The organism is Georgenia sp. SYP-B2076 (genome assembly GCF_003991205.1).
Taxonomy (GTDB): Bacteria; Actinomycetota; Actinomycetes; order Actinomycetales; family Actinomycetaceae; genus Georgenia.
This window is the reverse complement of sequence record NZ_RXOZ01000002.1, coordinates 118,886-138,628: the sequence shown is the minus strand read 5'-3', so window position 1 is coordinate 138,628 and position 19,743 is coordinate 118,886. Positions and strand designations below refer to the sequence as shown.

At 69.4% G+C, this 19,743-nt stretch carries 19 protein-coding genes; 12 read left to right on the top strand and 7 right to left on the bottom strand.

From position 1 onward, the window contains the following. Window positions 1-678: 678 nt before the first annotated feature. Window positions 679-1,605, bottom strand: coding sequence for a superoxide dismutase (locus tag EJK16_RS01575; protein ID WP_127125665.1), 927 nt, complete (start codon window positions 1,603-1,605; stop codon window positions 679-681). A gap of 162 nt (window positions 1,606-1,767) precedes the next feature. Between EJK16_RS01575 and EJK16_RS01570 the strand changes: the two genes are divergently transcribed. Continuing rightward, window positions 1,768-2,082, top strand: a complete 315-nt coding sequence (locus tag EJK16_RS01570; protein WP_127125663.1) for a helix-turn-helix transcriptional regulator — start codon at window positions 1,768-1,770, stop codon at window positions 2,080-2,082. Next, entirely contained in the window at window positions 2,079-2,642 is a 564-nt protein-coding gene (locus EJK16_RS01565; protein WP_127125661.1) for an SRPBCC family protein, read from the top strand. Before EJK16_RS01570 ends, EJK16_RS01565 begins: the two co-directional genes overlap by 4 nt. Before the next feature lie 78 nt (window positions 2,643-2,720). Here EJK16_RS01565 and EJK16_RS01560 read toward each other — a convergent pair whose 3' ends face one another. The 6 genes from EJK16_RS01560 to EJK16_RS01535 form a co-directional block, all read right to left on the bottom strand. Then, window positions 2,721-3,719 carry a ribose ABC transporter permease gene (locus EJK16_RS01560; protein ID WP_127125659.1) on the bottom strand — a complete coding sequence of 333 codons (999 nt, stop codon included), beginning with the start codon at window positions 3,717-3,719 and terminating at the stop codon, window positions 2,721-2,723. Then, window positions 3,716-5,275 carry a sugar ABC transporter ATP-binding protein gene (locus EJK16_RS01555; protein ID WP_127125657.1) on the bottom strand — a complete coding sequence of 520 codons (1,560 nt, stop codon included), beginning with the start codon at window positions 5,273-5,275 and terminating at the stop codon, window positions 3,716-3,718. The genes EJK16_RS01560 and EJK16_RS01555 overlap by 4 nt, the downstream gene beginning before the upstream one ends. A gap of 36 nt (window positions 5,276-5,311) precedes the next feature. Beyond that, the gene (locus EJK16_RS01550) at window positions 5,312-6,136 is read right to left on the bottom strand and encodes an ABC transporter substrate-binding protein (RefSeq protein WP_240645706.1); all 825 of its coding nucleotides are present in this window, start codon (window positions 6,134-6,136) and stop codon (window positions 5,312-5,314) included. A gap of 369 nt (window positions 6,137-6,505) precedes the next feature. Next, window positions 6,506-6,784 (bottom strand): muconolactone Delta-isomerase, encoded by a 279-nt coding sequence (catC, locus tag EJK16_RS01545; RefSeq protein ID WP_127125653.1) that lies wholly within the window; start codon window positions 6,782-6,784, stop codon window positions 6,506-6,508. 61 nt (window positions 6,785-6,845) lie between these two features. Then, a complete protein-coding gene (locus tag EJK16_RS01540) occupies window positions 6,846-7,967 on the bottom strand; it encodes a mandelate racemase/muconate lactonizing enzyme family protein (RefSeq protein ID WP_127125651.1) in 1,122 nt (373 codons plus the stop codon). A 267-nt stretch (window positions 7,968-8,234) separates the two neighbouring features. Beyond that, complete coding sequence (locus EJK16_RS01535; protein ID WP_127125649.1) at window positions 8,235-8,681, bottom strand: hypothetical protein; 447 nt, start codon at window positions 8,679-8,681, stop codon at window positions 8,235-8,237. A gap of 157 nt (window positions 8,682-8,838) precedes the next feature. On the opposite strand from EJK16_RS01535, the gene EJK16_RS01530 reads away from it, so the two are divergent. From EJK16_RS01530 to EJK16_RS01485, 10 genes are all read left to right on the top strand, one after another. After that, the gene (locus EJK16_RS01530; protein WP_127125647.1) at window positions 8,839-9,204 is read left to right on the top strand and encodes a cupin domain-containing protein; all 366 of its coding nucleotides are present in this window, start codon (window positions 8,839-8,841) and stop codon (window positions 9,202-9,204) included. A 98-nt stretch (window positions 9,205-9,302) separates the two neighbouring features. Beyond that, window positions 9,303-9,719 (top strand): ChaB family protein, encoded by a 417-nt coding sequence (locus EJK16_RS01525; protein WP_127125645.1) that lies wholly within the window; start codon window positions 9,303-9,305, stop codon window positions 9,717-9,719. A gap of 77 nt (window positions 9,720-9,796) precedes the next feature. After that, window positions 9,797-10,213, top strand: coding sequence for a VOC family protein (locus EJK16_RS01520; protein ID WP_127125643.1), 417 nt, complete (start codon window positions 9,797-9,799; stop codon window positions 10,211-10,213). Between the two features lie 791 nt (window positions 10,214-11,004). After that, a complete protein-coding gene (locus tag EJK16_RS01515) occupies window positions 11,005-11,733 on the top strand; it encodes a gluconate 2-dehydrogenase subunit 3 family protein (RefSeq protein ID WP_127125641.1) in 729 nt (242 codons plus the stop codon). Between the two features lie 2 nt (window positions 11,734-11,735). Beyond that, window positions 11,736-13,493 carry a GMC family oxidoreductase gene (locus EJK16_RS01510; RefSeq protein ID WP_127125639.1) on the top strand — a complete coding sequence of 586 codons (1,758 nt, stop codon included), beginning with the start codon at window positions 11,736-11,738 and terminating at the stop codon, window positions 13,491-13,493. A 17-nt stretch (window positions 13,494-13,510) separates the two neighbouring features. Continuing rightward, complete coding sequence (locus tag EJK16_RS01505; RefSeq protein ID WP_127125637.1) at window positions 13,511-14,443, top strand: aldo/keto reductase; 933 nt, start codon at window positions 13,511-13,513, stop codon at window positions 14,441-14,443. Between the two features lie 14 nt (window positions 14,444-14,457). Further along, window positions 14,458-15,549 carry a Gfo/Idh/MocA family protein gene (locus EJK16_RS01500; RefSeq protein WP_127125635.1) on the top strand — a complete coding sequence of 364 codons (1,092 nt, stop codon included), beginning with the start codon at window positions 14,458-14,460 and terminating at the stop codon, window positions 15,547-15,549. A 286-nt stretch (window positions 15,550-15,835) separates the two neighbouring features. Next, on the top strand, window positions 15,836-17,392 hold the full coding sequence (locus EJK16_RS01495; RefSeq protein ID WP_164737171.1) for a sugar ABC transporter ATP-binding protein: 1,557 nt from the start codon (window positions 15,836-15,838) through the stop codon (window positions 17,390-17,392). Window positions 17,393-17,431: 39 nt separating this feature from the next. Then, window positions 17,432-18,535 (top strand): ABC transporter permease, encoded by a 1,104-nt coding sequence (locus tag EJK16_RS01490; protein ID WP_127125631.1) that lies wholly within the window; start codon window positions 17,432-17,434, stop codon window positions 18,533-18,535. A gap of 38 nt (window positions 18,536-18,573) precedes the next feature. Then, complete coding sequence (locus EJK16_RS01485) at window positions 18,574-19,617, top strand: substrate-binding domain-containing protein (protein WP_127125629.1); 1,044 nt, start codon at window positions 18,574-18,576, stop codon at window positions 19,615-19,617. Window positions 19,618-19,743: the final 126 nt, after the last annotated feature.

The following is a 19,743-nucleotide window of genomic DNA, read 5'->3' as shown; positions in this document are numbered from 1 at the left end:
ACGCAGGCAGACAAACCATACGAAGACAACCCCCCAGCACCCAAAAGCACCAAAAGGGGCAATCCAGGCATCACACCAACCACCCCGACGAGACAGGGCACCCGGCATGTACCAAAACAAAACAAAACCCTCGACCCCCACCCCAACCAGCCCACAAGAAGCAGACCAGACACGGGCGAACAGCCAAGAGCCATATGGCATCAAAAACTTGGCACACTGTTGAGTTCTCAAAGAACAGACACACACCGCACGAAACCCAGGCAACCCACACCCGAACCCGTCCCGGGGCAACCTCTCAAGCCTAAACCCGGCAATCCCGGCCTGTCAAACCCGCCATTCCCAGCGAATCCAACCAACCCCGGAAACAACCCGGCCCCCCAAAGGCACCACAAAACACCGGCAACCACAGCCACCGGACGACACCCCAGGGATTTAGCCCCGCGGGACCGGCCACCATCACGGTGTCCGTGCCTCCCTGGCGGGACCCCAGAACATTAACCTCCCCGAAACCCCACGGTCAAACCCCCCAGCCATGACCCCCATCACACGACGAATGCGCCAGCGACGGCCGCGGCCACGGCCATGCGTGGCAGCGCCGCGCGGCGCCCCCACCCACCGACCGGCGCCTCGTACTGGCCGCGCATCGGTCCTGAGCCGAGGGCCGCGCCGTCGGCCGTCTCACCGCTCGATGCGGGTGGCCCAGTACGGGGTGTCGGGCGTCGGCGTGGTGCTGAAGCGGGCGTTCGTCAGGTAGAGGAAGTCGTCCGATGCCGCGACGGTCGACGGGAAGTCGAGGTCGGCGCTGGTGAGGTAGCCCTTGAGCGACCCTGCCGTGCCGGAGCTGTTCAGGTGGAACACCGCCACACGGTTGGATGAGCCCTCCACGACGTACAGCGTGCGCCCGTGCCTGAGCATGCCGTCACCGTCCTTGACGGCGACGCCTCCGAGGTCGACGACCTTGGCGTTCCCGGTGTCCGGGTCCACCCGGTACAGCAGGCCCGTCGCAGTCTGGACGACGAGCAGGGCACGGTGGTCCGGCGTGCGGGTGATCCCGTTGGCGTTGAAGCCCGCGACCTCGCGCCACTCGCCGCCGAGGGGCAGGGCGGTGACGTCGTCGGCGTCGCCCGGCGCCCCGCCACGTTCCAGCGGTACGCCGTAGAGGGTCGCGTTGCTGGAGTCGGTGAACCAGGCCGTCCCGCCAGCCAGCACGACGTCGTTGACGAAGGACGTGGCGGTGGTGAACTTGTACGAGGCGAGCACCTCCCCCGTGCGGGTGTCGAGGACCCGGCCGTCGCCGCCCGAGCCGCCGGCCACGAATAGCCTTCCCCGGTGGTCGAGCTGCAACCCCACCGACGGGGTGCCGGGGCCCTGTGCCAGCACGGCCCCCTTGCCCGTGGCGAGGTCGACCTCGTAGATGTCGCCGTCGACCAGCGAGCTGAACCATGCCGTCGCACCAGAACCGATGGCGATGCCCTCGGGTTGGAAACCGTTCGGCAGGTCCACCCGGGCCTGGAGCTTCTCGTCCTGGTCCGCCGTCGCCGGTGCGGCGGCGGTACCGGCGAGCGCCAGGGTCATACCGAGGAGGGCGAAGGAGCGGCGCATCATCACGACCACCTGCCTGTGACGCCGGCCACGCGGCCGGTCGGCCGATTGGACGGGAACAACGGTAGGCCTGTGCGCCTCATACCTGAAGGGGCAGGACAGCGCCGCGCAATCCCGCGCGTATATTCCTTGACTCGTACATGCCAACGCTGGAATATAGACGTTGTGCCCGTCGATGCGTTCGCCGTCCTGGCCGAGCCCACACGGCGTCGAATCCTTGACGAGCTCCGTCGGTCCGAACGCTCCGTCGGCGAGCTCGCCGAGTCGCTGATGATCAGTCAGCCGAGCGCGTCCAAGCATCTGAAGGTGCTCCGCGACGCTGGGTTCATCTCCCGCCGCACCGTGGCCCAGCACCGCATCTACAGGATCGAGACGCCTCCCCTCGAGGACGTCGACGCCTGGCTGGCGCCATATCGCTCGCTGTGGAGCCGCCACCTCGACGCCCTCGAGCGTCACCTCGACAACCAGGAGAAGCCATGAGCACGGAGAGCACCGCAGGACCCATCGACCCCGGCCCCCTCGCCGAGGTGGCGGGTCGGCCCGAGGGCGGCCGTTGGATCCTCGTCCTCGTCCGCGACCTGCGTCACCCCCCGGCCGCGGTGTGGGCGGCGCTGACCGACCCGGCCCAGGTGAGCCGGTGGGCGCCATACACGGCCGACCGGAACCTCGATGCGGTCGGTGAGGCCACGCTGACGATGCTCGACGGCGGCTCCCCCGTCGAGCTGCCCTCGTCGGTCCGCCGCGCGGAGGCGCCCCGCCTGCTGGAGTACACGTGGGGCACCGACCTGCTGCGCTGGGAGCTGACCCCCACGGACGAGGGCACGAGGCTGACGCTCTCGCAGACGGTGGAGGGCCGCGACTGGATGTCGAAGGTGGCCGCCGGCTGGCACCTGTGCCTCCTCGTCGCCGAGCGGCTCCTCGACGGTCGCCCCATCGCCCCGATCATCGGCGAGGACGCGATGAACTACGGGTGGGGAGCGCTGAACGAGGCCTACGCCGAGAAGCTCGGCGTCGGCCTCCGCGCGGGCGAGGACCGCTGAGGCGGGCCGGCCCAAGCCCAGACCGGCCAGGTCCGTCCGGCCCGCGGCGCCTGTGCGCCCAACCGCACGCCTGGCGGCTCAGCTGCTCGACCGACCGAGACGCTTGAGGCTGTCCAGGGCCACCGCGATGATGATGACGATGCCCTTGATCAGCAGCTGGTAGAAGAACGGGACGTTCATCAGGATCAGCCCGTTGGACAGCACGCCGATGATGACCGCGCCGACGAGCGTGCCCTGGATCCGGCCGCGCCCGCCCATGAGCGAGGTGCCGCCGAGGACGACGGCGGCGATCGCGTCGAGCTCGTACCCGGTGCCGGCGGTCGGCTGCGCGGAGAGCACCCGCGCGGAGAAGATGACGCCGGCCAGGCCCGCGGCGGCGCCGGCGAGCATGTAGACGCGCAGCAGCACCCACTTCACGTTGATGCCGGCGAGCCGGGCGGCCTCCATGTTGCCGCCCACCGCGTAGATGTGACGGCCGAACTTGGTCCGCTCGAGGATGAACCAGAAGAGGGCGTAGACGAGCACCATGAGCACCACGGGGGACGGGATGCCCGCGATGGTGCCGTTGCCGAGGCCGCGGTAGCCCAGCTCGCTGGCCACCAGAGGCTGCCCGTTGAGCAGGGAGTACGCGAGCCCGCGCAGGTACGTCATGGAGCCGAGCGTGACGATGAAGGCCGGGAGCGCGAGCCAGGCCACGAAGACGCCGTTGATGGATCCCGCCGCCGCGCCGATGACGATGCCGCCGAGGACTGCGAGCGGGGACGGGATCCCCGCAGTCCACAGCAGGACGGCGCCGACGCCGGAGACCGCCAGGATGGAGCCGACCGAGAGGTCGATGCCCCCGGTGAGGATGATCATCGTCATCCCCGCCGCGAGGATCGCGTTGATGGACACGGCCCGCGCCACGTTGAGCGCGTTGTCCAGGGACAGGAAGTGGGGCGCCATCACGGCCATGAGCACGATGAGGAGCAGGAGGACCAGGGCGATGCCGACGCGGTCCCACCAGTAGGCGAAGGCGAAGTCCTTCCGGACGGCCTTGGCGTCTGCGGCGGCGTCCGGCGCAGCAGTCGTGTTCATCTCGTTGCCTCCGCGGTCTCGTTCTGTCCTGTGCCGTTGCCGTACACACCGGTCGCGTGCTCCATGACGGACTCCTCGGTGGCGCCGACCGCGTCGAGCGTGGCGACGATCCGGCCGGCCCGCATCACCAGCAGGCGATCACTGATCCCGAGCGCCTCCGGCAGGTCGGAGGAGATCACCAGGATGGCGGTGCCTGCCTTGGCGATCTCGTTGATGATCCGGTAGATCTCGCTCTTCGCGCCGATGTCGACGCCGCGGGTGGGCTCGTCGAGGATGAGGAGCTTGGGCGCCTGGAGCATCATGCGGCCCAGCACCAGCTTCTGCTGGTTGCCCCCGGACAGCGCCCGCGACTCGAGGTCGACCGAGCTGGTCCTGACCCTGAGCTGGTCGACGATCTTCCGCACGGCCTTCTGGATCCCCCGGCCCCGGATCACCCCCGCCGTGCTGAAGTCGCCCAGCGTCGAGACGGTGATGTTGTCCTTGACGGACATCTCGAGAAAGAGCGCCTGGTCCTTGCGGCTCTCCGGCAGCAGGCTGACGCCGTTGGTGAGCGCCCGCCCCGGGTCGGTCGCGCGCAGCGGCGCGCCGTCGAGCGTCATGGTGCCGCCGGTCGGGCGGTCGGCGCCGTAGATGAGGCGCGCGACCTCCGTCCGGCCGGCGCCGATGAGCCCGACCATCCCGACGACCTCACCCGCGCGGACGTCGAAGGACACCGGGCCGATGTCATCCGGGCCGGTCAGGTCCTTGACGGCCAGACGGACCTCGCCCGGCACCCGGTGGTCCCGGACGTACAGGTCGTTGACCTCGCGGCCCACCATCATCCGGACGATGTCACCGGGGTTGACCTTGTCGGCGCCGCCCGCGCGCATGTCCCGCGTGCCGACCAGCCGGCCGTCCCGCAGGACCGTGACGCGGTCCGCCAGCTCCCACACCTCCTCCATCCGGTGGCTGATGTAGATCAGCCCCATCCCCTCGTCGCGCATGGAGTGCACGATCGCGAAGAGCTGGTCCGACTCGGTGCGGGAAAGGGAGGCCGTCGGCTCGTCCAGGACCAGCACCCGCGCGTTCTCGGCCACAGCCCGGGCGATCTCGACCATCTGCTGCATGCCGACACTCAGGCGCCCGATGGCGCGGTTGGGGTCGATGTTCGCCCCCACCCGGGCGAGCTTCTCCTTGGCCTGCCGCACGAGCTCACGCCGGTCGAGAATCCCCATCCGGACGGGCTCGTTCCCGATGGCGAGGTTCTCGGCGACGCTCATCTCCGGGATCGTGGCCAGCTCCTGGTGGATGATCGCGATCCCCGCCTTGATGGCGTCGCGGGGCGAGGCGAGGTGGACCTCGTCGCCGTCCACCCTCATCGTGCCGGCGTCCGGGTGATAGTTCCCGGAGATGATCTTCATCAGGGTGGACTTGCCGGCCCCGTTCTCGCCCATGAGGGCGTGCACCTCGCCGCCGTAGAGGTCGAAGCTGACGTCCGACAGCGCGTGGGTCGCTCCGAAGCGCTTCGTGATGCCCTCGACCTCGAGCAGCGGGACCCGACCGTTCGACTCGTTCACGCGGAATCCTCCTCGTCTCAGCCGGTGCGCGCAGGATCACCAGCCCTTGTAGTCGGCCACGTTGTCCCGGTTCACGAGCGAGGGCGTGAGCAGGGTGACCCGCTCGGCCGGCGGCTTGCCCGCGGCGATCCCCTGGCCGACCTCTAGCGCCTTCAGCGCCATGCCGCCCGGGTCCTGGGCCGGGGTGGCGAAGAAGTTGGAGTTGGGGTCCTTGAGCGCCTTCACGGCCTCCGGCGACCCGTCCACGCCGGTGATGATGATGCCCTTGCGCCCCGCCTGCTGGACCGCCAGGTCGGCGCCCAGGCCCTCGGGGTCGTTGATGGCGAAGATGCCCTGGACGTCCGCGTTGGCGGTCAGCATGTCCGTGGCCAGCTCGAGCCCGCTCGCGCGGTCGTTCTTGCCTGCCTGTCGCGCGAGAACCTTCACGTCCGGGTTCTTGCCGAGGACCTCCTCGCAGCCCTTGACCCGGTCCTGCGGCGCGGTGGTGGGCGTGCCCTCGATGATGAAGATGTTGCCCTTGCCGCCCATCCCCTCGACCAGCGCCTGGCAGGACTGCCGCCCGGCCTCGACGTTGTCCGTCGTCACCGCGGCGTCCGCCCCCTGGGCGTCGACGTCGACGGCGACGACGATCACGCCCTGCGCCTTCGCCCGGGCGACGGCGGAGCCGATGCCCGCGCTGTCCACGGCGTTGATCAGGATCAGGTCCACACCCTGCTGGATGAACGTGTCGACCTGGTCGTTCTGCGTCCCGAGGTCCTGGCGGCCGTCCTGGACGTTGAGCTTGAAGCCCTGGTCCTTGGCGGCCTTCTGCATGCTGTCCTGCATCGAGGCGAAGAACGGGTTCGAGATGTCCTGCAACATCAGACCGACCTGCTCGACCTTGACGGCGCCCCCGCTACCGGAGCCTCCCGCCGCGGGCGTTCCTTGGTCGCCGGTCGTGCACGCCGCCAGGGCGAGTGCTCCGGCCGCGGCGAGCGCAGCGGCACCTCGAGCTCGCGAGAAAGACACCATCGTTTCCTCCAGTTGACCGAGTCACCGTCGACAACACAGGTCTGCCATGACCAAGGGTGCGGACGGTGGGCGGCCCGCGCAATCCGGGGCGCGACATTCTGGCGACGGCTTCGCCAAACCAAGCAGACTAGCCAGATCGCAATTAGAAAAGTGCATTTGCGCAAATGAAATGCAAATATGCTGCGGCGTGCGCACATGCCCGCGCGGCGCGGGGGCCGGCTACTTGATCGCGGAACCGTGCCGGGCCAGCGGCGTGACGGTGATCGTCATGAACGGGAAGAGCGGCAGGCTGCTGAGGATCTCGTGGAGCTCGTCGTTGCTCTCCACGTCGAAGACCGAGTAGTTCGCGTACTCGCCGACGACGCGCCAGATATCGACCCACTTCCCGCTGCGCTGCAGGTCCTGGGAGTAGGCCTTCTCGCGGGCCTTGATGGCGTCGGCCTCCTCTTTCTGCACGGTGGTGGGGATGTCGACGATCATGTGGACGAGGTAGAGCACGGTTCCTCCTGGGTTGCCGGCGGTGCCGGGACGGTGGGGCGAATCAGGGACGGGGACGGCGTCAGATCGTGAGCGTCGCGTCGGTGTCCTGGCGGTAGTGCGCGAGCTTGTCCTCGTCGATGTCGACCCCGGTGCCGGGGCGGTCCCGGACGGCCAGCGTGCCGGCGGAGATCTGCAGGGGCTCGGTGAGCAGGTCGTCGCTCATGTCCAGGAAGTTGGACAGCTCCCCGGCGCGGGCGGAGGTGCCCCTGTACGCGGCGCCGAAGACGACGGTGCACATGGTGCCGACCTGCCCGTCGATCTGGTTGCCCATGACGTTCTCCACGCCGAGGGACTCGCACTCGAAGTACACGCGCTGGGAGTACGTGAACCCGGTACGGGCGGTCTTGATGCTGACGGCCGTCGCGGAGCCGCCGAGCAGCTCGCGGGTCACCTCGCCGGGGCGGGACGCGGACTCGTCGGCCACGAAGGGGACGGGGCTCTGCTGCACGAGCCAGCGGCGGCCGAGGACGTCGTCGGCCGGGTTGAGCTCCTCCGCCAGCGTCAGGTCCAGGTCCGCCATGGCGCGCAGGGCGCGGGCCGCCTCGCTGGCGGTCCAGCCGCGGTTGCCGTCGATGTAGAGCTCGATGGTGTCCCCGAAGTGCTCGCGCAGCGCCCGCACGACGTCGACGTCGAGGGTGAAGGGCCTGCGGCCGACCTTGACCTTGTAGGTCGTGATGCCGTAACGCTCCTTGTGCTGCGCGACGACGTCGACCATCTTCGCCGGGGTGTCGAAGCCGACCATGTGGGAGACGCGCATGTGGTCGGTGTACCCGCCGAGCAGCTTGGTGACCGGCTGGCCCAGGACCTTGCCGATGACGTCCCACAGGGCCATGTCCACGGCGGCCTTGGCGCAGGGGTTGCCCACGGTGCGGTTCAGGAGCGTGTGCACCTTCTCGCGGTCGAGGATGTCCAGCCCGACGATCTGCGGCGCGAACACCTTCTCCACGATGGACCTGATGGAGTCCTGGGTCTCGCCGTAGGTGAAGGGCCGCGGCGGGGCCTCGGCGACGCCGACGACGCCGTCCTCGCCGTGGACGCGCACGAGGATGTGCTCGGCTACGCGAACCTCGCCGGACGCGAAGCGCAGGGGGTGCGTGTACGGGATCGCGAACGGGATGGCCTCGACCCTGGTGATCTTCATCGTCACTCCCTCGTCCGGCCGGCATGCGTTTCGGGGAACGCTAGATCGGTATGCCGCGCCGGACAAACACCGTCGGCCGCCCCGTGGGTCCCGGGCGGCGCGCCGTCGGTCGGCGCCCGCAAGAATCCGCGGATCGCGCGGCATCCGGTCGTGGTGGCACCCGGTCGGGTCGCGACCGGTCCGGGTGCGACTGGTCCGGGTGCGACGGGCCGGGTCGGCGCCTCCGGGCGGTGGGGTGGCTCGGGATGGTCGGTCACTCCGGCGGGATCAGCCCGTCGCCGCCGTCAGCTCCGTCAGGCTCCGGACGACGACGGCGCTCCCGTCGCGTGCGCCGTCGCGCACCTCCCTGTCGCCGAGCGGTGCCCGGAGGCGCACGGTCTGGAGCATGGGGGTCGCCTCCGCGGGGCAGGCAAAGCCGGCGCGGGTGCCGTGGCGGGCGACCGTGTAGGCCGAGATGACCACGGCGTGGGCGCTCTCCTCGACGTCGATGTGATCGGGATCGCCGCACCCCGGCCTCCCGCCGATGTACTCGACGACGAGGTCGTGCCCGTCTCCCGTGACCGCCACGCCCTCGACCGACGCCCCCGTCACCCGGTCGAAGCCGATAAGCGCGGCGTAGATCGCCACCAGGACGCCGACGAGCACGATGGAACCCACGAACCACAGGGTCATGGCGCGCACCCGGGTCTTCGCCGCGACAGGTAGGTCGCCCATGCCTGCATCCTGGCCTGCCCGGCACCGATCACGCCAGGTCGGGCCCACGCGGACGCCGACTCGCCTGCGGAAGTGGGGGGTTGACGGGTGCGCGGGACGCGCGTATGACCGGTGGCAACGTGCCGGGGCACGCCTGGCCGCCGAGGGAGCCGGAGCGATGAGCCAGCCGCTTGAGCAAGTGTCGTTCGACAAGCCCGACGAGGTCCGCGAGGGCGGGAACTGGCCACTCGAGCTGGTGAACCTCGCCGGCGGGGCGCAGGTCGGGAGGATCACCCTGCAGCCCGGCTGGCGGTGGTCGCAGGACGTCAAGCCGGTCGCCGGCACCGAGCTGTGCGAGGCCCCGCACCAGCAGTACCACCTGGCCGGGCGGGTCCACGTCGTCATGCAGGACGGCACGGAGATCGAGGCGGGGCCCGGCGAGGTGACCTCGCTGCCCCCGGGTCACGACGCCTGGGTGGTCGGGGACGAACCCGCCGTCGCCGTCGACTGGCAGGGCGCCTCGGTCTGGGCCGTCGCCCGGTAGCCGTGCGCGTGCGCGTCCCGGGCCGGTGAACCACGCTGAAGGCAGCCGCACGGACCTGACGCCGAGTCCCATGACGCCCGCATGGGAGGGAGAGTTCGATGCCGAAGACGAACAAGGACGGCTCGGCGAAGAAGAGCGAGCTGCCCAGCACGCTCGAGAAGTCCGAGCCCAAGGCGCAGCGCACGTTCGCCAAGGCCCATGACTCGGCCGCCGAGTCCTACGGCGAGGGCGAGCGGGCGAACCGCACGGCCTTCGCCGCCCTCAAGCACTCCTACGAGAAGGTCGGCGACCACTGGGAGCCCAAGGAGGAGAAGGGCCCCTCGGACAAGAAGGCCGAGGGCGGGCGTGGCTCGTCGGGCGAGACCGCCGGCGGCGTGAACGCCAACGCGTCCAAGGAGCACCTCTACGACGTCGCCAAGCGCCTCGACATCCCCGGCCGGTCGTCCATGAGCAAGGAGGAGCTCGTCGACGCCATCCAGAAGGCGAACGACAGGGAGACCCGGAAGAACCGCTGAGGCGCCGGCGAGCCCCGCGCTAGTGTCGGTCTCGGTCCAGGACCGGGCCGTGGACGATACGAGCAAGGAGGCTTGACATGAAGGCTCAGCTCAACCCGTACCTGAATTTTCGCGACACCACCAAGCAGGCGATGGAGTTCTACCAGACCGTCTTCGGCGGCGAGCTGGCGACGAGCACCTACGCCGAGTTCCATGCGAGCGAGGACCCGTCCGAGGCGGACAAGATCATGCACGCCCAGCTCAACACCGAGGGCGGCCCCCTGCTGATGGCCGCGGACACGCCGAACAGCATGGAGTACACGCCGGGGAACAACATTTCCGTGTCCCTGAGCGGCGACGACGAGGCCGAGCTGCGCGGCTACTGGGACAAGCTCTCCGACGGCGGCACCGTCACCATGCCGCTCGAGAAGGCCCCCTGGGGCGACACGTTCGGCATGTGCGTGGACAAGTTCGGGATCAACTGGTTGGTGAACGTCGCCGGTCAGCCGGCTTAGGGTCGGGCTGACGGCGGCCGTGAGCCGCCGTCGGCTCAACCACACCTCTCCGGGCGCCGGCGACGCCGCAACGACGCGGCCGCCGGCGCCCTGGATCGTGCGCGTCGACACCGCGTCGACGCGCCGCGTCATGCCGGGCGCGTAGTGGGCGTTGTCCATGACGCCGAGGACGTTGCCGAACGGGTCGACGACGGCGGCGGTACCCGCGGAGGCGCGCCCAGGCCCGGCTCGGCGGGGCGGCGGGCAGGGCGAAGCACGCTCGATGCCGCTCCGGCTCGCGGCAGCGAGACCCTCGGCCCAGCAGCTGACGATGCTGACGCCATGCCGGTCGTCGTCGTGCTCATCGCTGACACTCCCTCCCGTGGGTGACGCCTTGACGTCTCGACGCCAGGGGACGGTGAAGCGTGACGTCGCAGGCGGCTACCGGGCGCCGCGTGCATGCGGTCCGCACTGCGTGTTCCTCGACTGCTACGGACCAGCCGCGCCGCCGGTGTTAGCGCTATCAAGGGGCGGCTCACGAGGTGACGCAGCCACGGGTGGCAGCCTTCCGTGCGCGTTCGGCTTCGCAGTTATCGACTCAATACGGGCTGGAACCAGCGCGCCAGGGCGGGTGACAGACGTGGTTGACATCACTCGTGAGAGCGCTAACACTGATTGACAAACGTTGGGATGGCGACAGAGCAGTCCCACCTCGGCGGTTCGGTCGGTGCAGCGCCAGAACCCCGCCAGCCCGGCTTACCTACATCGCGGCCACAAGGCTGTACCCGCAGCTCACGTAGGGAGAACACACCATGAGCCTGGACGAATCCACGGCCTCGACGGCATCCAGCGGGTCGATTGCGCTGACGTTCCTGAGCGACTTCGAGGCACGCACCGTCGAGTCGGTGGCCGAGAGGATCATCCCCGACGACGGGACCGGTACCGGCGCCACCGCGGCCGGCGTCGTCTACTACATCGACCGCACGCTCAGCGGCTTCAGCACCAACCTCCAGCACGTCTACCGGGTGGGCCTCCGCGAGCTCGAGGCCTTCTGCCAGGAACGCTTCTCGGCGGCGTTCGTCGACCTCTCCCCCGACCAGCAGGATGACGTCGTCCGCGAGCTCCTCGGCCCGGAGGTCCGCACGGACCGGCCCGCGCTCCTCGCCGCGGAGGACCGCCCCCGGGTGGACCGCGACGACGAGACGACCGCCAAGCTCAGCGAGGAAGACCGCTCCCAGGTCGGCAGCGAGGAAGACACCGTGGGCAGGGGCGCCGGACGCCGGCTCCTGGCCCGGCTCCTCGCGGTCATCCGCGAGCACGCCGTCGAAGGCTTCTTCTGCGACCCGGCCTACGGCGGGAACCGCAACGGCGTGGGCTGGAAGCTCGTCGGGTTCCCCGGCGCGTACTGGGGCTACACCGCCAAGCAGATGGCCAGGGGCTTCGACGGGACGAAGCTGCCCATCAAGACGCTGTCCGACCTGCGCGCCCAGCTCAAGGAGCTTCCGGACAACTCGACCTACTACCGCAACGAGGAGGAGTAACCGTGTCCCCCAAGATCGACGTCATCGTCGTCGGAGCCGGCGCCGCGGGCGCCATCGTGGCATCCGAGCTGGCCCAGGCGGGGCAGAAGGTCGTCCTCCTCGACAAGGGCCCGAAGCACACCACCGAAGAGTTCAAGATCAAGCAGGACGAGATCCGCTACTACGCCCGCGGCTCGCTGGTGCCCTCGATGGACACGGACCCCATCACGTGGCGCGAGACGAGCGCGACGTCGGAGTCCGAGCTCGCGCCGTGGGCGGCCGGCCCGCTGGGTACCGCGAACCCGCTCCACCTCCCCCCGTCCCTCGGCGCGGGAGGCGGGACGATCCACTGGGGTGGCGCGTGCTGGCGGTTCCGTGAGAGCGAGTTCCGGATGAGGAGCACGATCGAGGACCGGCTGGGCACGGAGGCCCTGCCCGAGGACCACACCCTCGTGGACTGGCCGATCAGCTACACCGACCTCGAGCCGTACTACGACAAGACGGAGTGGGAGCTGGGCATCTCCGGCCGCGGCAGCAACATCGCCGGCAAGCCGGAGCAGAACGAGAACCCGTGGGAAGCACCCCGACAGCGTGACTACCCCATGCCGCCGCTGCGGCACGGACCCGCCGACGTCGACTTCTCCGACGCGTGCCAGCGGCTTGGCTACCACCCCTTCCGCACCGCCGCGGCCATCGCGTCCGAGCCCTTCAAGGGCCGTTCGGGGTGTGTCTACTGCGGGTTCTGCCACGGGTACCCGTGCCACGTGGACGCCAAGACCTCCACGCACATCGCCGCCCTGCCCTACGGCGAGGCGAGCGGCAACCTCGAGATGCGCGACTACAGCAGGGTCTACAAGGTCAACAGGAGCCCTGACGGGAAGCGGGTTCTCGGGGTGTCCTACTTCGACACGGACGGACGGTCCGTGGACCTCGAGGCCGATCGGGTGGTCCTCGCGTGCTACGCGCTGGAGAACGCCCGACTGCTGCTCGCCTCGGGCATCAACGCCAACGGGCAGGTCGGCAAGCACCTCATGACCCACGCGTTCGGGTTCTTCCTCGGGCTGACCAAGGAGCCGTCGAACCCGTTCATGGGCACGCTCGTCGCATCGACGTCCATCGAGGACTTCAGCGGCGAGCTCGTGCACGACTACGACCCCACCGTGCTGTGGGGCGCACCGATCATCAGCTGGCCCGGCGACTACCAGCCCATCGAGATCGCGCACGCCATGCCCGACGAGGCCCCCCGCTGGGGCGCCGGCTTCCGCGACTGGATGCGGGACAACTACGCCCACGTGTGGTCCATGTACTCCCAGACGGCGAACATCCCGACGAAGGACACGTTCGTCGACCTCGACCCGCACCGCAAGGACCCGTGGGGTCAGCCGGCGCTGCGGATGACCCACGGCTGGGGCGAGTGGGACCAGCGCGGCGTGGAGTTCCTCCTGACGATCAAGCGCAAGATCGCCCACGAGATGGGCCTGACGTACTGGTGGGAGGAGACCACCAAGCCGGACTACCACCTCTCGACGCACGAGGTCGGCACCCATCGCATGGGCGAGGACCCGGCGACGTCGGTCGTCGACGTGTACGGCCACTCGCACGAGTGCCAGAACCTCTTCGTCATCGGCGGCGGCCAGTTCCCCAGCTATCACGGGTACAACCCCACCGAGACCATCTGGGCCATGGCGTACATGACCGCCGACCACATGCTCGACCGGTCTGCGCCGACCGCGCGGCCGACCACCCACGACGTGCACGCCGGCCAGCACGGCGCACGCTGACACGGACAGGAAGAACAGTGGAAACACGACCTCTCGGCAGGACAGGCCTCTCCGTCACACCGGTGTGCGTGGGCACGAGCCCCCTGGGCAGCTTCCCCAGCCAGTACGGCTACGAGGTGAGCACCGAACAGGCCCTCGCCACCCTGCGCCGCGTGCTCGAGGGACCGATCACCTTCATCGACACCTCGAACAACTACTTCGACGCAGAGCGCCGCATCGGTCTCGCGCTCAAGGAGGCCGGCGGCCTCCCTCCCGGCTTCGTCCTCCAGACGAAGGCCGACCCGGCCCACGACAGCGACGACTTCTCCGGCGCCCGCGTCCGTGACTCGGTGCACGAGAGCCTGGAAAGGCTCGGGCTCGACCGGTTGCAGGTGCTGCACCTGCACGATCCTGAACGCCTCACCTTCGAGGAGGCCACCGGGCCCGGGGGTCCCGTGGAGGCGATGGTCCAGCTGCGCGACGAAGGGGTGGTCGAGAACCTTGGTGTCGCCGGTGGGCCGATCGACCTCATGCTCCGGTACCTGGAGCTGGACCTGTTCCAGGCCATCATCAGCCACAACCGCTACACGCTGGTCGACCAGTCCGCCCTCCCGCTGATCGAGGACGCGGACGAGCGCGGGGTGGCGTTCATCAATGGAGCCCCGTACGGCGGGGGGATGCTGGTGAGGGGTCCGGACGTGGAGCCCAACTACTGCTACCAGCCAGCACGCCCGGAAACCCTCGACCGGGTCCGCGCCATGCTCCGTGCCTGCGAGGCGCACGGCGTACCGCTGGCCGCCGCCGCGCTGCAGTTCTCGCTCCGCGAGCCGCGCATCGCCTCCACCATGGTGGGGATGTCACGTCCGGAGCGGATCGACCAGACCCTCGAGCTGGCCCGGTGGCCGATCCCCGACGACCTCTGGGACGACCTGGTCCCGCTCGCCGCCGTCGGCCGCACCGGCGTCATCTGAGAACGGACCCTCCGGTGGCCACGCCCAGTCGGTTCGGCATCATCGGCACCGGGTGGCGGGCGCACTTCTTCGTGCGGATAGCCGCGGCCCTCCCGGCACGCTTCCGGGTCGCCGGCGTGGTCACGCGCTCCGACCGGCGGCGCGGCGAGATCGAGGAGGCATGGGGCGCGCCCGTCTGTTCCTCGACGAGCGAGCTCGCGCGCCACAGCCCGGACTTCGTCGTCGTCGCGGTGCCGCGCGAGGCCGCCCCGGCGGCAACCGAGGAGCTGGTGGGCCTGGGAGTGCCGGTCCTGGTCGAGACCCCACCGGCACCCGACCTGCAGGGCCTGCGGGACCTGTGGGCCTCCGTCGGCTCCTCCGGCCTGGTGCAGGTCGCCGAGCAGTACATGCAGATGCCCGGTCATGCGGCCCGTCTGGAGGTGATTCGCAGCGGCATCCTCGGTGATGTCTCGTCCGTGCACGTGTCGTCGACCCACCTGTACCACGCCGCATCGATCATGCGGTCGATGCTCGGGGCGGGCTTCGCGCCGGCGACTGTCACGGCGAGATCCTTCACCGGGCCGCTCGCCGACCCGGTCTCCCGTCAAGGGTGGTCGGGCGACGCGACGGCCAGGCCGGCCGAGACGACCCTGGCGCTCATCGACTTCGGCGGCCCGATGGGCCTGTACGACTTCACCGACAACCAGTGGCACAACCCGCTGCGGACCGGGCGCCTCCTGGCGCGTGGCAGTCGCGGCGAGCTGGCGGACGACCGGGTCGTCAGGCTCGTGGACGCCCGGACGGTCGTCGAGTCGAGGTTGGAGAGGCGACAGACGGGCCTCGACCTGAACCTCGAGGGCTTCGACCTGGACCACATCAGCTTCGAGGGCCGGCCGGTCTACCGCAACGCCTTCCCCGGAGCGCGGCTGTCCGACGAGGAGATCGCCATCGCCACGATGCTCGCCCGCACGGCCGCGTGGTGCCAGGGCGAAGACCCGGGCCCATATCCCCTGGCAGAGGCGTGCCAGGACCACCTCATCGGCCTCGGGATCGAGGAGGCCGTGACGACCAGGTCCGACGTGAGCGTCGGCACCGAACGCTGGGCAGGCCGCGTCACGGCGGCCTAATCCCGGCTCGGCCCCTGTTAGCGCTCTCACCCGAACGCCGGGCGCGTGAATCTCAGAGCCGTTCGCCGGCGGGCACGGCGGCCTGGCCGGGCGCACGATTGCGGCCGATGACGAGGGTTTCTGCGCTTCCGCAGATCGAAGAAATCGCACTTGTCACCGCGACCCACACGACTTACGATTCTCATGTTGGCGCTAACAACACGGCAGTGCAGCGGTCAGAGAGGACCGTCACAGACCTGGGCGCGACGTCGCCCCTCAGGCTCGGACCCCCGAAAGGTTGGCCGACGTGAATGCAAGCGATCAGTCCCCGGCGCACCGGGCCACCGGCGTGACAGACCATCAGGCCCCGGCACTCCGGGTCACCGGTGTGACCAAGAGGTATCCGGGCGTCACCGCGCTCCAGGACATCGACCTCGAGGTCCACGCGGGCGAGATCGTGTCGCTCTCCGGCGCCAACGGCGCCGGCAAGTCGACCTTGGTCAAGATCTTGTCCGGAGCCGAGCACCCCGACAGCGGGCACATCTTCATCGGTGGCCAGGAGGTCAACCTCGCGACCCCGCACGCGGCACGCCAGGCTGGGATCTACACGATCTACCAGGAGATGAGCCTCGTCCCGACGATGTCCGTGGTCGAGAACATCTTCCTCGACGAGTTCCACCACGGCGCGGTCGTCCGCCGTCGCCCCCTGCAGCGTCGGGCGCGGGCACTGCTCGACCGCCTGGGAGCGAACATCGACGTGGACGCCACCGTGGGGTCCCTCCCGCTCGCGAAGCAACAACTCGTGGAGATCGCCAAGGCGCTCAAGTCCGAGCCGCGGGTGCTGCTCCTGGACGAGCCCACCACCACCCTCCCTCCCCGCGACGTGGGAGGGCTGCTGGACCTTATGAGGGACCTGGCCTCCACCGGCGTGGGCCTCATCTTCATCTCCCACCGCCTGGACGAGGTCCGCGCGATCTGCGACTCCATCGTCGTCCTTCGCGACGGCCGGCGGGTCGCCCGCTTCGACGAGGTCCCGGAGACCCACCAGATCGTCAAGGCCATGGTCGGGGACCGGTACGAGAACTCCCTCGCCGCGGCGGCAGAGGAAGGCTCGGAGGGAAAGCTCGGCGGCCGGGCGGCGGAGGAGGTCGTGCTGCGCGTCTCCGGCCTGACCGACGGCCACCAGCTGGCACCGTGTTCCTTCGAGCTCCGACGCGGCGAGATTCTCGGCGTGACGGGGCTCCTGGGGAGCGGCCAGACCGAGCTCGCCGAGTGCCTCTTCGGGATGCGCGAACCCACCGGCGGCAGCTTGTGGATCGACGGGAAAGAGGTGCGGGTCCGGTCTCCGCGGCAGGCCATCGCCGCAGGACTCGGCCTCATCCCCGAGGACCGCAAGTCGCAGGGCCTCGTGCTCGACATGAGCGCTCAGAAGAACATGACGCTCGCCTCCCTGCCGCAGTTCACCAAGTTCGGCCTCCTCAACGGCCAGTCCGAGGCCAGGCACGCGCGCAAGCAGGTGGATGAGCTCAACATCAAGTGCCACAGCGTCGGCCAGGCCACCGGCACCATGAGCGGCGGCAACCAGCAGAAGGTCCTGCTGGCCCGCTGGCTCACCCAGAACAGCAAGATCCTCATCCTCGCCGAACCGACGCGGGGCGTGGACGTCGCCGCCAAGGAAGAGATCTACCGGCTGGTCCGGGCGTATCTCCGCGACGGCGGCTCGGCCATCTTGGTGACCTCCGAGGTCGCCGAGGCCGCACTCTGCGACCGCGTCCTGGTGCTCTCCGCCGGGCGCGTCGTCGCCGAGGCCACGCACGAGGAGATCCAACAGGGCCAGGACCGCTTCCTCGCCCACCTGAGATGACCAGCGCGCATCTACGCGCACACCAATCTGGAGGAACCCATGTCCGTCAGGTCCCCGGGCGTTGCTCCTGGCTCGCAGGACGCAGGCCCTCCCCTCAATGAGGACGAGGCGAAGAAGACTCGCTGGCGCCTTCCCACCGGCAAGATCGGTCCGCAGGGCTACCTGATTCTCGTCTTCGTCCTCGTCGCCGTGGTCGGCTCCCTCATGTCAGAGTTTTTCCTGACGGGGCGGAACATCGAGAACATCGTCGTCGCCGCCTCCGTCGTGGCCGTCCTCGGCATCGCGCAGTTCATCGTCGTGGTGACGCGAGGCATCGACCTCTCGGTCGGCTCGGTCGCGGCGCTGTCCACGGTGATCACCGCGGTGCTGCTGCGCCAGGGTCAGGGCGTCTTCGTGGCGGTCGTCGTTGCGCTGGTCGCGTGCGCGTTCGCCGGGTTGATCAACGGCGTGCTGGTCGTCTATGCGCGCATCGCGCCGTTCGTGGCCACGCTCGCGATGCTGAGCATCGCGCGCGGCGTGGCATTCCTGGTCCAGGTCGGCACGCTGATCGTGATCAGCAACACCACGTTCCTCAACCTCTTCGGCGGCAGCACCTTCACGATCCCGAACGTCGTGCTCATCGCCCTCGTCATCACGCTGATCGCTGCCTTCGTCATGAGGTTCTCCCCCCTGGGCCGGCGGCTGTACGCCCTGGGCGGCAACCCCGAGGCCGCCCGCCTCTCCGGGCTGCCGGTCAATCGTGACCAGCTCATGGCCTACATCACGAGCGGCCTCCTTGCCGGCGTCGCCGGCCTCATGCTGGCCGGCCGCCTCTCTCAGGGCAGCTCCCTCGTTGGCCAGGGCTACGAGCTCGACTCCATCGCCGCCACGGTCGTCGGTGGCACCTCGTTGTTCGGCGGGACCGGTGACCCGATCAGCACGGTCCTGGGCGCCCTGATCATCGGGATGATCGGCAACATCATGAACCTGGTCGGGATCCAGTCGGAGCCGCAGCTGGTGATCCGCGGCCTCGTCATCGTCCTCGCCGTGTTCCTCACCTCCGGCGGGGGCATCCAGCGCATCCGCTCGGGCCTGTCCAGCAGGCGCGCGAACCGCGGCTCCACCGCTCAGGACGTCGGAGTGAGTGAGGCCTCGAACGTCTAGCAGTCGTCCACCATGCATGTTCTCAGAAGGGAAGCACGATGCGTGCCAAAGCAATCAGGAGCGCCCTGACGGGTGTGGTCGCGGTCAGCCTGCTGGCGACCGCGTGCGGGCAGGGAGCCGGACCAGCATCCGGCGGTGGCAGCGAGAGCGCCTCACAAGGCAAGGGCGTCCTCATCGGGTTCTCCCAGCGGCGCCTCGCCGGCAGCGACTGGTGGGCAACGCTGCTGCAGGGCGCGAAGGACAAGGCCAAGGAGCTCGGCGCCGAGGTCATCGTCACCGACGCCGGTGGGGACACCGTCAAGCAGAACTCCGACGTTCAGACCCTGCTGACCCGGGGAGCCCAGGTCATCATCCTCAACCCGCAGGACCCCACCGGTGTGGCGCCCGCGGTCAACGCCGTGACCCAGGCCAAGGTCCCGCTCGTCGTGGTGAACAGCAACCTCTCGGAGGAGCTGGCGAAGAAGCAGTTCTGCTACGTCGCCGAGAACCAGACCGAGGTGGCCGCCGGGCTCGGCGCCGAGATCGCCAAGAAGGCGAAGGACAAGTTCGGCACCGAACCGGTCAAGGCCGTCGTCATCGGCGGGTACTCGGGCGAGACGGTGACCACGCTGCGCAACGACGGGGTCGTCGAGGGCTACAAGAAGACACAGGGGGCACCCCCCATCGAGTACCTGCCGATCCGGTACGGCGAGTGGCTGCCCGACCGGGCACTGCCGCCGATCCGGGACGTCGCGACGGCCAACCCGGACCTCGACATCGTCTTCAGCCTCAGCGACGTCATGCTGCCCGGCATCGAGCAGGGCCTCAAGGACGCCGGCATCCTCGACAAGGTCATGATCGGCACCTATGACGGTCAGATGGCGGTCCTCAAGGGCATGATCGACAACCCGAGCGGGCCGGTCCAGGCGGACGCCTCGAACGAGCCCTACAAGCAGGGTCAGGCCGCCGTCGAGAAGGCCGTGGCCGCGGCCAACGGCGAGACCCAGGACAAGGCGTGCCCCGGCGGCCAGTTCTGGATCGACACCTTCCTGGCCACCCCGGAGAACGCGAAGCAGTACTACGACCCGAAGCGCCAGTTCTGAACCACGGGACGTCGTACGCGAAGTTCACACACCTGGCCCGGCGGCGCCCATCAGCCCGCCGGACAGACGCACCAGAACAGGGTGTCCGCCGACGTGGGCGAGACACACAACCCGAAGGAGTACCAC